The organism is Streptomyces lycii, assembly GCF_009735685.1.
In the GTDB taxonomy this organism is placed as follows: Bacteria; Actinomycetota; Actinomycetes; order Streptomycetales; family Streptomycetaceae; genus Streptomyces; species Streptomyces lycii.
In genome coordinates, this window is record NZ_WHPN01000375.1 from 31,416 (window position 1) to 44,141 (window position 12,726).

Genomic DNA, 12,726 nt, shown 5'->3' on the forward strand with positions numbered 1-12,726 from the left:
GGCGGCCGGGTGCCGGGTGCCGGGCGGCCCGACGGGCGGAACAGGCCGTGCGGGCGGGACCGGTCGTGTGCGGCCGGAAAGGGCTCCCGCAGGCCCGCGTGCCGTGCGGGCGGGGTGGGAGCTATCCCGCCGGCGGCAGGCGGTAGACCGATACGTGGGAGCGCGACTCGGCGGTGAACGCGGCGCCGGCCCAGTCCGCGTGCCTGCTCTCCAACTCGAATCCGGCCAGCCGCGCCATGAGATCGAGTTCGGCGGGCCAGATGTAGCGGTGAGGGCTGCGGAACAACTGGTTCCGGCCGCTGCCCTCCTCCCCTTCCCTCCCTGCTTCCTCTTCCCGCTGTTCCCGCTCTTCCCGCTGTTCCCGCTCTTCCTCCGCGCCGAAGCGGAAGTGGTGCGACACCACCTGCTGACGCAGCACGTCGTAGGTGTCGAGGCCGATACGGCCCGGTTCGTCCTGCCACACGACAGCCGTCTGCCCGGGGGGAAGCTTGCGCAACTCGGGTACCCACAGCTCGATCACGAACCGGCCGCCGGGGTCGAGGTGGCGGGCGGCGTTCCGGAAGCACTGGACCTGCTCGTCCTGGGTGAGCAGGTTGGAGATGGTGTTGTAGACGAGATGGACGAGGGAGTACGTACCGGGAGCGGTGGTGGTCGCCATGTCGCCCACGACCACCGGAATGGTGGCTTCGTCCGCCTTGGTCCGCAGCTGCTCGATCATCGGGACTGACAGCTCGATGCCGGTGACGGGGACTCCCCGTTCGGCCAGCGGGACGGCGATCCGGCCCGTCCCGATCGCGAACTCGAGGGCCCGTCCCCCACCCGCGAGCCGGGCGAGCCGGTCCACGGCCGGCTCCAGCACCTCGGGCGCGAACATCCCGGTACCGGGAGTGTCGTAGCGCCCGGCCGTATCGGCGTCCCAGATCTCCTCCTGTCGCATGCGGCCACGTTCGCGCGCGGGCCCGCGCGGCGTCCAGCGAGTTTCCGCGCCGGCCGGCCCCGCACCCGGCCCCCGGCCCGGGCCCTCCGCCCCCGGCCCACCGGATGCGGTGGGCCGGGGAATCAGCGGGGCCGCTTCCGGCCGCGGGCCCGGCCGGGCGTGCGGTCCGGCGACGTACTCAGTGCACGCAGAACTCGTTCCCCTCGGGGTCCGTCATCACCGTCCACTCGCCCCCGGGCATCTTCACCTCGCGCTGCACGGCGGCGCCGAGCGCCACCAGCCGCTCCGTCTCGGCCTGCCGCGTGCCGGGGTCCGGATGCAGGTCCAGATGCAGCCGGTTCTTGTCGGTCTTCGGCTCGGGAACCCGCTGGAAGAGGATCCGCCGGCCGAGCCCGGTGCCGCTCTCCTTGTCGTACGGGTCGTCCGGGTGCCGTACGGCCACCAGGTCGCGCCATGCCTTGCGGCCGCCGGACTCGGTGATCTGCGCGGCGTCGACGGCACCGAGGCCGAGCAGCCGTTCGATGAGCCGGCTGTTGTCCTCGACCTCGTAACCGAGCGCCTCGGCCCAGAAGGCGGCCTGCGGGTGCGGATCGGCCGCGTCGACCACGAGCTTCCAGTGCACTGCCATGGGCTGTTCTCTCCTCGCGTTTGTCGGGCGCTCCCATCCTGCTCAACGCGGCCGCGCAGGGCATGCGGAACGCGCAGACCCGCGGCGGAGGACCGTGATCCCGACTGATCCCGACTGATCCCGGCGGATCGCGCGAGCGCGGAGCGCCGCTCAGGCCTGCCCCGCCGCCGGCAGCCGCCAGGTGAGCCGGTCGGTGCTCAGCGTCTGCCGGGTGCCGTCGGCCGTGAACGACAGGTCGCCCGGGGCCGGACTGCCCGCGGCGGCCCAGGCGGTGGCGGCGCGTTCCGCCAGGTCCCACAGCCGCTGCGGACCGCCCTGGGTGAGCCGGCCGTCGTCGCGGGCGTAGGCCCAGGAGCCGTCGGAACGGTGCGCGAGGTAGAGGCCGTCGCCATCGGCCGGGTCCGCGCCGTCCGACTCCACGGGTTCGGCCGCCGGGGAATCCGTGTCGGAGCCGGTGATGCGGAACGCCACGACGTCCGGCAGCGTCAGCCCGACGATGAACCGGGCGTCGTCGGTGCGCAGCCGTCCGGGCAGGAACGAGGTCCGGCCGTCGCCGCCCGCCTGCGGGGCCGCGGCCGCCCGGAGCGACTCCCAGGACGGCGTTGCGTGCGCCCGCATCGGCAGGAACGACGCGTCGTCCCGGAGCACCCGCCCCTCGGCGATCCCCGGCCGGGTCACGGTGAGCCGGACCAGGGCGCAGCCGCCGAGCCCGGTGGCGAGCGGGGCGAGGATCCGGCCGCCGGTGGCCGTTCCCCCGATCCAGGCGTCGGGGAGCCGGCGGGTCGCACAGGTGGCGACGATCCGGTCGTACGGAGCCCGTTGCGGCACGCCGTCGGCGCCGTCGCCGGTGACCACGGCGGGGCGCAGGCCGCAGGCGTCCAGGGCGTCCCGGGCGGCACCGGCCAGGCCCGCGTCGATGTCGACGGTGGTCACCCGGTCGTCACCGAGCCGGGCCGCCAGCAGCGCGGCGTGGTAGCCGGTGCCGGTGCCGATCTCGAGGACCCGGGCGCCGTCGAACACGTCGAGGTGTTCCAGCATGCGGGCCACGAGGGACGGCCGGGTGAGGGCCGATGTCGGGGTGCCCCGCACGAAACCGTCGTCCGCGTCGGCGGTCTTCACGGCCTCGGCGGCGGTGAGCGCTCCGTCGAGCTGGGTCACCAGCGGGGCGTCGGCGTGCACGGCGGCCGGCCAGCCCGGGTCACCGGGCAGCACCGGCCGGAATCCGGGCCTCCCGGTGGGCCCGGGACCGGGTGCGAACCAGCCGCGGCGCAGGAACACCTCCCGGGGAACGGCCAGGAAGGCGTCGGCCCAGCGCGGGTCGGTGAGGGCACCGGTCTCGTCGAGCCGGGCGACGAGCGCGTCGCGCAGCCGGGCGGACTCGCCGGCCGTGCCGCGCCCGGCACCGGGTCCGGCACCCGTACGAGTTCCGGGTCCGGTTCCGCCGGGGGGCACGGGGCGGTTTCCGGAGCCGGTGGGTCCGGGGCGGCTGTCCGGGCGTGGAGCGATGGCCGGGACCGGGTCGGGGTCCGTGCCGGTGCGGGGGGCCGAGTGGGGCATGGGGGCACTCCTTCGCTGGGCGGCCGGCAGGGGGCGGGGGCGACAGTCCGGCGGCCGGTCCGCGTGAGCCACACGGTAGGGCCAGCTCCGCTTTCCGCGGGACCGATTCGGAGAAGCGGCAGGCCGGAGGCGGTGCGGAAGACCGTTCGGCGCGGCCGGGACCGGATCGGGACCGGCCGGCCGGCACGGAATTCCGCTGGAACCGGCCCCCGTGTTCCCCGCACACTGGGGGCATGGTGGACGGCGGCCTCTTTCCGGCCCCGGGGCGGCGCCGCGAGCCGGCCCCCGGGGCGGTGCACGTTCCCGGCTGGTTGCCGCCGGACGAGCAGCGCCGGCTGGTCGCCGCGTGCCGCGACTGGGCGCGCGGGCCGGTCCCGATGCGGCACACGAGGCTGCCGCGCGGCGGCGTGATGTCCGTACGGACGGTGTGCCTGGGTTGGCACTGGGCGCCGTACCGCTACACCCGCACCGCCGACGACGCGGGCGGCGGCCGGGTCGCCGAGTTGCCGGACTGGCTCGCCGCCCTGGGCCGCCGTGCCGTGGCCGAGGCCTACGACGACCCGGCGGCGGGCGCGGCCTACGCGCCCGACACCGCACTGGTCAACTTCTACGACGCCGGGGCCCGCATGGGCATGCACCAGGACAAGGACGAGAAGTCGGACGCACCGGTGGTGTCCCTGTCGCTGGGCGACAGCTGCGTCTTCCGCTTCGGCAACACGGAGACCCGTACGAAGCCGTACACCGACGTCGAGCTGGCCTCGGGCGACCTGTTCGTCTTCGGCGGCCCGTCCCGCTTCGCCTACCACGCCGTCCCGAGAACCCACCCGGGCACGGCCGACCCTGCCCTGGGACTGGCCGGCCGCCTGAACATCACATTGCGGGAGACGGGGCTGACGGACGCGGGGTGAAAGCCCTCGATCGCGGAGGCATCCGATGTCGTCGGTGATTCCCGGCTGTTCGTCCCGGACAGCGCGGTGGCCGACCGTGCCGCTGTACGGCGTACGCCGTACGCCGTACGCCGGGACACGGTCGCCGTGCCGCTGGACGCGGTTCTGCTGCCGGTGGAGAGCGTGTCACCGGTCAGCCGCGCGGCCGACCGTGTTGCCGAAGCCGGCCCCGTACGCCCGGGCCGAGGGGGAGTCGTACGGGCGGGCGGAGTTCCAGCCGGAACCGGAACCGGAACCGGAACCGGAGCCGGAACCGGAGCCGGAGCCGGAGCCGGAACCGGTGGTGCTGGTGCACGAGCTGGACGGCGTCGACTGTCGGGAGGCCGAGCCGGTCACCGGCAGGCGGAGCGTGCGGGGCACGGGGGAGTTCCCGGCCGCCCCGGACGTGGCGGCGCTGCCCGGCGACCCGGCCCCGGCCGAGGCGCGGCCCGGGCCCAGTGTGCGCAGGCGACACGGGATCAGCGACCCGTCCAGCGGCTACTACCGCGACCGGGCCCCGTGTGCAGGCGACACGGGGGCGCGGGGACGTGTGCGCGGCGGGGTCCGCGCGCACACTGGGGGCATGAACCATCTCGAACAGCTGTACCGGCGTTGGCTGCAGGACTTCTGGGGCGGGGACTTCGAGGTCGCGCAGGACATCCTGACCCCCGGTTTCGTCGGCCACTGGCCCGGCCAGGACGTGCACGGTCCGGGCGGCGCCATCGAGCAGGTCGAGCAGTCCCACGCCTGTTTCTCCGACATCAACACCACGCTCGACGTCGGCCCGCTCGTGGACGGCTCCCTGGTCGCCGCGCGGTGGACGTTCCACGGCTCCTACCGGGGCGGCATCCCCGGCGCGACCGCCCCCGCCGGCACCCGGATCGGCTTCACCGGGCACGACCTGTTCCGTGCCGAGGGCGACCGGTTCGCGGAGTACTGGGTGGTCTCGGACGTCCTCGGCATGATGACCCGGCTCGGCGCCCTCGGCGGCTGACGGTGCCGCCGGAGAGCGATGAGTTCCGGGCGCCCGGCTCGTCTGTACGGACATGACCACGGACACCCCCCGGGAAACGACCCCGGCCCCCGACCTCGCTCCCGTCGCCCACCAGGTGGCACTGCTCCTGGACGGCGTCGAGGACAACCAGTACGACCTGCCCACGCCCTGCGAGGAGTACGCCGTACGGGAACTCCTCGGGCATCTGCTCGGGCTGACCGTCGCGTTCCGCGACGCCGCCCGCAAGGATCTCGGCCCGACGACCGACACCGCCCCGGACTCCGCGCCTCCGCCGCCGCTCACAGCCGGCTGGCGGGGACGGCTCCGGACCCGGCTGGACGAGCTGGCCGCCGCCTGGCGCGAGCCCTCGGCCTGGGAGGGCGACACCCAGGCCGGCGGCGTGACCTTCCCGGCCGCGATCGCGGGCCGCGTCGCGCTCAACGAACTCCTGCTGCACGGCTGGGACCTCGCGCGCGCCACCGGCCAGGACTTCACCGCCGACGCCGCGAGCCTGGCCGTCTCGGCGGAGATCATGGCCCCGCCGGCGGACCCCGCGGAACGGGACGGCTCGGGCTTCGGCCGGGTGGTCGAGGTGCCGGACGACGCCCCGGCCCTGGACCGTGCGGTGGCCCTCAGCGGCCGCGACCCGTCCTGGACACCACCGAAGTGATCCGGCCGCCCGGTCGTCCCGAGGTGCCCGGTCGTTCCGAGGAGGCCGGTTGGTCCGAGGGGTTCGGTCGGTCCGAGGGGGCCGGTCGGTCCGGAGGGCGCCGTGGTCGGTTCGAGGAGCCCAGGAGGCCCGGTCGGTCCGGTCGGTCCGAGGAGCCCGGCCGGCTCGGGAGGTCCGGTCGGTCCGAGGGGCGCCGTGGTTGGTCCGAGCAGCCCGGGCAAGCCGATCCGCCCGACGGTCCGGAGCCGCCGGATCAGCCGGAGCCGCAGGATCAGCCGGATCGGCGGAAGCCGCAGGGGGCGCCGGGGCCGGGACTGTCGGGGGCACCGGATCCGCCGAGATCACAAGAGGCCCTGGATCCGCCGACCTCACCAGAGTCCCCGGAGCCAGCCGTGTCACCGGAGTCACCGGAGTCACCGGGATCGCCAGGGCCGTCGGAGCCCCTGGAGCCCCCGAAGCCAGCTGAGTCGCCGGAGCCTCCGGAGTCACCGAAGTCACCGGAGTCACCGGGATCCCCAGAGTCCCCGGAGCCAGCTGTGTCACCGAGATCGCCGGGATCATCGGAGCCTCCGGAGCCTCCGGAGCCCCCGAAGCCACCGGGATCACCGGGATCCCCGGAAGGAGCGGATCGGCGCGAGCCGCCGGGGGCGTCCGAGCGTCCGGAGCTGGTGGTGCTCGTCGGGTTGCAGGCCTCCGGGAAGTCGACCTTCCGGGCCCGGGCGTTCACCACGGGCCATGTCGTTGTGAGCAAGGACCTGTTCCGGAACGCCCGGCACCGGCAGCGGCGGCAGATGCGGATGGTGGAGGAGGCGCTGCGGGCCGGCCGGTCGGTCGTGGTGGACAACACGAATCCGTCCCCGGAGGAGTGGGCTCCGCTGATCGGGGCGGGGCGGTCCCGCGGCGCCCGGGTGGTGGCGTACTGGTTCCCGCCCGACCCGGAGGGCTCCCGGCTGCGCAACGCGGCCCGGACAGGCCGGGAACGGGTCCCGGACGTGGGCCTGTTCGCCACGTTCAAGCGCCTGCGCAGACCACGCCCGGCCGACGGGTTCGACGCCGTCCACGAGGTCCGCTTCGACGGCCACGGCGGCTTCCGCGTCCGCCCGCTCCCCGCCTCGGAGCCGGACCCCGCGGACCCGGGAAATTCCGGCCCGAGCGATCTTGGCCCGAGTGATTCCGGTCCGGGCGATTCCGGCACGGGCGGTCACGGCTGGTGACGACTGACGGGTGGCCGGTAAGCGGCCGGTGGCGGCCGGTCCGCCGGGCCTACGAGGCGGCCGGGCCCCTTCCCGCAGCGGTCGTCCCGGTGCCGGAGGGCGGGGCGCCCGGGGCCGGCAGCGGCTCCAACGCCTCGGCTGCCGCCTCTTCCGCCGCCGTGGCCCGCGCCCGGCGGAGGTCCGAGCGGGTCCGGTGGGCGTTGCGGAGCGCGTCCCAGGTCAGCAGGGACAGGGCCAGCCAGACCAGCGCGAAGCCGGCCCAGCGCTCGGCGGGCATCTCCTCGTGGAAGACGGCCACGCCCAGCACGAACTGGGCGAGCGGGGTGAGGTACTGGAGCAACCCGATCGTGGACAGCGGGAGCCGGACCGCCGCGCCGCCGAAGCAGACCAGCGGCAGCGCGGTCACCGCGCCACAGCTGATCAGCAGCAGGATGTGCCCGGTGCCCTCGGTGGTGAAGGTGCTCCCGCCCTGCGAGCCGAGGAAGAGCAGGAAGCCGAGGGCCGGCAGGAACTGCATGCTGGTCTCGGCGGCGAGGGACTCCAGGCCGTCCAGCCCGACCCGCTTCTTGGCGAGGCCGTAGCCCGCGAAGGAGAAGGCGAGGCAGAGAGAGATCCAGGGCAGCTCGCCGTAGCCGACGGTCAGCACCACGACGGCGGCGACGCCGACGCCGACGGCGGTCCACTGCGCGGGCCGCAGGCGCTCGCGCAGCAGCAGGACCCCGAAGGCGATGCTGACCAGCGGATTGATGAAGTAGCCGAGTGCGGCTTCCACGACATGGCCGGAGTTGACCGCCCAGATGTAGAGGCCCCAGTTGGCGGAGATCGCACACGCGGCCACGGCGATCAGCCCCAGCCGCCCCGGCTGCCGCAGCAGCGGCCCGATCCAGGACCAGCGGCGCAGCACGAGCAGCACGACGGCGACGACGGCCAGCGACCACACCATGCGGTGGGCCAGGATCTCCACCGCCCCGGCGGGTTCCAGCAGCGGCCAGAAGAGGGGGAAGAGTCCCCAGATGCCGTAGGCGGCGAACCCGTACGCGAGACCGGTCCGGTGTTCGCTCTGCGGCTTCAAGGGGTCCTCCAGGGGTGTGGCGTCCGTACGACGGTAACGCCGCCCGGGCCGCGCTGTCATGTCCGTATCGGCATACGGTCATGACCCGGGTTTGTGAGATCAGTCATCCGCGCGGTGGCTGCCCGGAACGCCCTGGAAGGCCGTGGCCGGGCTGCACGGCCGAACGGGAGGCGGGAGGCGCGGGAGGGTGGGCGGCGTGTCAGGGCGGGTGGCGCGTCAGGGCTGGGTGCGCGGGAGGCGCCGGGAGGCGGCGGGGACACCGGACGGCGGAGCCGCGCCGGGGCACCGGCTCGCGCAGCCGCGCGGGGAGCGCGGTCCCGCGCGGCACGGGTTGCGGCTGGCTCGGCGTGTTCGACGTGGGCCGGGTACGCCAAGACACGACGGGCGTTTCGCCGGTCCGGATCTCCCGCGTGGGGAACGGCCGGACCGGCCGCACGTGGCTCGGCTCCGCACGTGGCTCGGCTCCGCACGCCGCGGGCGTCGCCGCGCCGGGCGGGCGCCGCGGACTCGTGCTGCTCCGCCCGGTGGCCGCCCCCGGCGCCTGCGGCAGGCCCCCCGTGGGCTGCTGCGGGCTTCGCGGATCGGCTGCTCGGCGTGTGGCACAGCCGTCGGGGTGCGGAGACGGGTAAGGGCCGCTGCCCTGGGCAGCGGCCCTTACCCGTGGTGCCGGTGGCGGGTCAGCCCGCGACCGTCCAGGTGTCATTGCCGTGCAGCAGCGCGCCCAGGTCGCCCTTGCCGCCCTGCTCCACGGCCGCCTCCAGCTGGTCCGCCATCAGCGTGTCGTAGACCGGGCGGTCGACGCTGCGCAGCACCCCGATCGGGGTGTGGTGCAGGGTGTCCGCGTCGGCGAGGCGGGACAGCGCGAAGGCGGTGGTCGGGGACGCGGCGTGGGCGTCGTGCACCAGGACCCCGTCCGTGCCCTCGACGGTCACGTCGATGACCTTCAGGTCGCCGGTGGCCGGGTCGCGGACGACGCCCTTGGAGCCGAGGCCGTCGCCTCCCCGCTCCTGCTCGAACGGGAGACCGAAGCGGATGGGCTGCCCGTGCTCCAGGCGGATCACCGCTTCCTGGGCCTGCTCCTTGTCCTTCAGCACCTCGAACGCGCCGTCGTTGAAGATGTTGCAGTTCTGGTAGATCTCGACCAGCGCGGTGCCGGGGTGGGCGGCCGCCTCGCGGAGCACCGAGGTGAGGTGCTTGCGGTCGGAGTCGACCGTACGGGCGACGAAGCTCGCCTCGGCGCCGATCGCCAGGGACACCGGGTTGAACGGCGCGTCCAGCGAGCCCATCGGGGTCGACTTGGTGATCTTGCCGACCTCGGAGGTGGGGCTGTACTGGCCCTTGGTCAGCCCGTAGATCCGGTTGTTGAACAGCAGGATCTTCAGATTGACGTTGCGCCGCAGGGCGTGGATGAGGTGGTTGCCGCCGATGGACAGCGCGTCGCCGTCACCGGTGACGACCCACACCGACAGGTCGCGGCGCGAGGACGCGAGACCGGTGGCGATGGCCGGGGCGCGGCCGTGGATGGAGTGCATCCCGTACGTGTTCATGTAGTACGGGAAGCGGGAGGAGCAGCCGATGCCGGAGACGAAGACGACGTTCTCCCTGGCCAGTCCTAGTTCGGGCATGAAGCCCTGCACGGCGGCCAGGACCGCGTAGTCACCGCAGCCGGGGCACCAGCGCACTTCCTGGTCGGACTTGAAGTCCTTCATGGACTGCTTGGCCTCGGCCTTGGGCACCAGCGACAGCGCCTCGACGCCGGCCGCCCTCTCCGTCGTCTCAGTCATCGATGGCCTCCTTGACCACGTCGGCGAGCTGCTCGGCCTTGAACGGCATTCCGTTGACCTGGTTGTACGACCGGGCGTCGACCAGGTACTTCGCCCGCAGCAGGGTGGCGAGCTGACCCAGGTTCATCTCCGGGACGACCACCTTGTCGTAACGCTTCAGCACCTCGCCCAGATTCCCCGGGAACGGGTTGAGGTGGCGCAGGTGCGCCTGGGCGACGTGGCCTCCGGCGGCGCGGACCCGGCGGGTGGCCGCGGTGATCGGGCCGTACGTGGAGCCCCAGCCCAGAACCAGGACGCGGGCCTGGCCGCCGGGGTCGTCCACGGTCAGGTCGGGGACGTCGACGCCGTCGACCTTGGCCTGCCGGGTGCGGACCATGAAGTCGTGGTTGGCCGGGTCGTACGAGATGTTGCCGGTCCCGTCCTGCTTCTCGATGCCGCCGATGCGGTGTTCGAGTCCCGGGGTGCCGGGCACGGCCCACGGCCGGGCGAGGGTCTGCGGGTCGCGCTTGTACGGCCAGAAGACCTCGGTGCCGTCGGCCAGCTCGTGGTTCGGGCCGGTGGCGAACCGGGTGCGCAGGTCGGGCAGCTCGTCGACGTCCGGGATGCGCCAGGGCTCGGAGCCGTTGGCGAGGTAGCCGTCGGAGAGCAGGAAGACCGGGGTCCGGTAGGTGAGCGCGATCCGGGCGGCGTCCAGGGCGGCGTCGAAGCAGTCGGCCGGGGTGGCCGGGGCGACCACCGGGACCGGGGCCTCGCCGTTGCGGCCGTACATCGCCTGGAGCAGGTCGGCCTGCTCGGTCTTGGTGGGCAGGCCCGTGGAGGGCCCGCCTCGCTGGATGTCGACGACCAGCAGCGGCAGCTCCAGCGAGACGGCGAGGCCGATGGTCTCGGACTTCAGCGCCACGCCGGGTCCGGAGGTGGTGGTCACGGCGAGCGAGCCGCCGAAGGCCGCGCCCAGGGCCGCGCCGATGCCGGCGATCTCGTCCTCGGCCTGGAAGGTGCGGACACCGAAGTTCTTGTGCTTCGACAGCTCGTGCAGGATGTCCGAGGCCGGGGTGATCGGGTACGAGCCGAGGTAGAGCGGCAGGTCCGCCTGCTGGGAGGCGGCGATCAGCCCGTAGGAGAGGGCGAGGTTGCCGGAGATGTTGCGGTACGTACCGGTGGGGAACGCCTGCGAGGCCGGGGCGACCTCGTAGGAGACGGCGAAGTCCTCGGTGGTCTCGCCGAAGTTCCAGCCCGCACGGAAGGCCGCGACGTTGGCCTCGGCCAGCTCGGGCTTCTTGGCGAACTTGGTGCGCAGGAAGCGCTCGGTGCCCTCGGTGGGGCGGTGGTACATCCAGGAGAGCAGGCCGAGCGCGAACATGTTCTTCGACCGGCCGGCGTCCTTGCGGGAGAGGCCGTAGTCCTTCAGCGCCTCGACCGTGAGAGTCGTCAGCGGCACCGGGTGGACGCGGTAGCCGTCGAGCGAACCGTCCTCCAGCGGGCTGGTCTCGTAGCCGACCTTGGCCATGGCGCGCTTGGCGAACTCGTCGGTGTTGACGATGATCTCCGCGCCGCGGGGCAGGTCGCCCACGTTGGCCTTCAGCGCGGCGGGGTTCATCGCGACCAGCACGTTCGGCGCGTCACCCGGCGTGAGGATGTCGTGGTCCGCGAAGTGCAGCTGGAAGCTGGAGACGCCGGGCAGGGTGCCGGCGGGGGCGCGGATCTCGGCGGGGAAGTTCGGAAGCGTCGACAGGTCGTTGCCGAAGGACGCGGTCTCCGAGGTGAACCGGTCGCCCGTCAGCTGCATCCCGTCGCCCGAGTCGCCCGCGAAACGGATGATGACCCGGTCCAGCTTGCGGACCTCTTTGCCCGCGGCACGGCTTCCGACGGTTTCCCCGTCGGCCTGCTCGGCTGGGCTACTGACCTGGCTGGTCACTGAACTGGACCTCCCTCGAGGCGGCGACTCCGGAGCGGGACGCGTGGACCGGCCGCCCCACGGGCCACTCTACGTCGGTAAGGGTGCCCTTCCTGGGTCGGATCACATCGTGGACGATTTTGTGAGACACCTGATATCGGGCATTCGCTGACATTCTCCCCACCCTTCGCAGGCCACTCCGGCCCCGCCCGCCCCCCGCGGCCCCGAGCCGGGGCCGGGGCCCCGGCGCAGGGCCAGGTGGGAGCGGGCCGCCCCGTCAGGAGTTCAGATACGTCAGCACCGCCAGCACCCGGCGGTGATCCCCGTCACTCTGCGACAGCCCGAGCTTCAGGAAGATGTTGCTCACATGCTTCTCCACGGCTCCGTGGCTGACCACCAGCTGCCCGGCGATCGCCGAGTTCGTCCGCCCCTCGGCCATCAGCCCGAGCACCTCGCGCTCCCGCGGCGTCAGCCCGGCGAGCACGTCCTGCTTGCGGCTGCGGCCCAGCAGCTGGGCGACGACTTCCGGGTCCAGCGCGGTGCCGCCCTCGGCGACCCGGACCACCGCGTCCACGAACTCGCGGACCTCGGCCACCCGGTCCTTCAGCAGATAGCCCACGCCCCGGCTGCTGCCGGCCAGCAGCTCCGTGGCGTACTGCTCCTCGACGTACTGCGACAGCACCAGCACGCCCACCTCCGGATGGTCCCGGCGCAGCCGCACCGCCGCGCGGACACCCTCGTCGGTGTGGGTGGGCGGCATGCGCACGTCCGCGACCACCACGTCGGGCAGTTCGCCCTGCCCGGCCAGCTCGTCCACCGTCTTGATCAGCGCCTCCGCGTCGCCCACCCCGGCGACGACGTCGTGCCCCCGGTCGGTCAGCAGCCGGGTCAGCCCCTCCCGCAACAGCACCGAATCCTCGGCGATGACCACCCGCACCCTGTCCTCCACGTCGTCCGGCCCCCCATGTGTGCTTCTTCCCCGTGTCCGCGGCCCAGCATCCCAGCATTCGCGGCGCCGCGTGCGGGCCATGACGGAGGCCGGACCGCGGA

The 12,726-nt window shown here is 73.7% G+C and carries 11 protein-coding genes; 4 read left to right on the forward strand and 7 right to left on the reverse strand.

The features are described from left to right. Positions 1 to 121: 121 nt before the first annotated feature. From GCU69_RS25630 to GCU69_RS25640, 3 genes are all read right to left on the reverse strand, one after another. The gene (locus GCU69_RS25630; RefSeq protein ID WP_156207299.1) at positions 122 to 937 is read right to left on the reverse strand and encodes a class I SAM-dependent DNA methyltransferase; all 816 of its coding nucleotides are present in this window, start codon (positions 935 to 937) and stop codon (positions 122 to 124) included. A gap of 178 nt (positions 938 to 1,115) precedes the next feature. Then, a complete protein-coding gene (locus GCU69_RS25635) occupies positions 1,116 to 1,565 on the reverse strand; it encodes a VOC family protein (protein ID WP_098753414.1) in 450 nt (149 codons plus the stop codon). Positions 1,566 to 1,715: 150 nt separating this feature from the next. Further along, the gene (locus GCU69_RS25640; protein ID WP_156207300.1) at positions 1,716 to 3,122 is read right to left on the reverse strand and encodes a methyltransferase domain-containing protein; all 1,407 of its coding nucleotides are present in this window, start codon (positions 3,120 to 3,122) and stop codon (positions 1,716 to 1,718) included. Between the two features lie 233 nt (positions 3,123 to 3,355). On the opposite strand from GCU69_RS25640, the gene GCU69_RS25645 reads away from it, so the two are divergent. The 4 genes from GCU69_RS25645 to GCU69_RS25660 all read left to right on the forward strand — a co-directional run bounded on the left by GCU69_RS25645 (position 3,356) and on the right by GCU69_RS25660 (position 6,926). Next, positions 3,356 to 4,030, forward strand: coding sequence for an alpha-ketoglutarate-dependent dioxygenase AlkB family protein (locus GCU69_RS25645; protein ID WP_098753421.1), 675 nt, complete (start codon positions 3,356 to 3,358; stop codon positions 4,028 to 4,030). Between the two features lie 190 nt (positions 4,031 to 4,220). Then, positions 4,221 to 5,042, forward strand: coding sequence for an ester cyclase (locus GCU69_RS34075; RefSeq protein WP_235978703.1), 822 nt, complete (start codon positions 4,221 to 4,223; stop codon positions 5,040 to 5,042). Between the two features lie 52 nt (positions 5,043 to 5,094). Next, on the forward strand, positions 5,095 to 5,712 hold the full coding sequence (locus tag GCU69_RS25655; RefSeq protein ID WP_156207301.1) for a TIGR03086 family metal-binding protein: 618 nt from the start codon (positions 5,095 to 5,097) through the stop codon (positions 5,710 to 5,712). A 671-nt stretch (positions 5,713 to 6,383) separates the two neighbouring features. Further along, entirely contained in the window at positions 6,384 to 6,926 is a 543-nt protein-coding gene (locus GCU69_RS25660; protein WP_235978704.1) for an ATP-binding protein, read from the forward strand. Between the two features lie 49 nt (positions 6,927 to 6,975). Here the strand turns inward: GCU69_RS25660 and rarD are convergent, their stop codons facing one another. The 4 genes from rarD to GCU69_RS25680 form a co-directional block, all read right to left on the reverse strand. Next, positions 6,976 to 7,998, reverse strand: coding sequence for an EamA family transporter RarD (gene rarD / locus GCU69_RS25665; RefSeq protein ID WP_235978705.1), 1,023 nt, complete (start codon positions 7,996 to 7,998; stop codon positions 6,976 to 6,978). 677 nt (positions 7,999 to 8,675) lie between these two features. Beyond that, positions 8,676 to 9,782: a 2-oxoacid:ferredoxin oxidoreductase subunit beta gene (locus GCU69_RS25670; RefSeq protein ID WP_156207302.1), complete on the reverse strand. Its 1,107-nt coding sequence runs from the start codon at positions 9,780 to 9,782 to the stop codon at positions 8,676 to 8,678. After that, positions 9,775 to 11,697: a 2-oxoacid:acceptor oxidoreductase subunit alpha gene (locus GCU69_RS25675; RefSeq protein ID WP_098753426.1), complete on the reverse strand. Its 1,923-nt coding sequence runs from the start codon at positions 11,695 to 11,697 to the stop codon at positions 9,775 to 9,777. Before GCU69_RS25675 ends, GCU69_RS25670 begins: the two co-directional genes overlap by 8 nt. A 256-nt stretch (positions 11,698 to 11,953) precedes the next feature. Next, the gene (locus tag GCU69_RS25680) at positions 11,954 to 12,613 is read right to left on the reverse strand and encodes a response regulator transcription factor (RefSeq protein ID WP_170315931.1); all 660 of its coding nucleotides are present in this window, start codon (positions 12,611 to 12,613) and stop codon (positions 11,954 to 11,956) included. Positions 12,614 to 12,726: the final 113 nt, after the last annotated feature.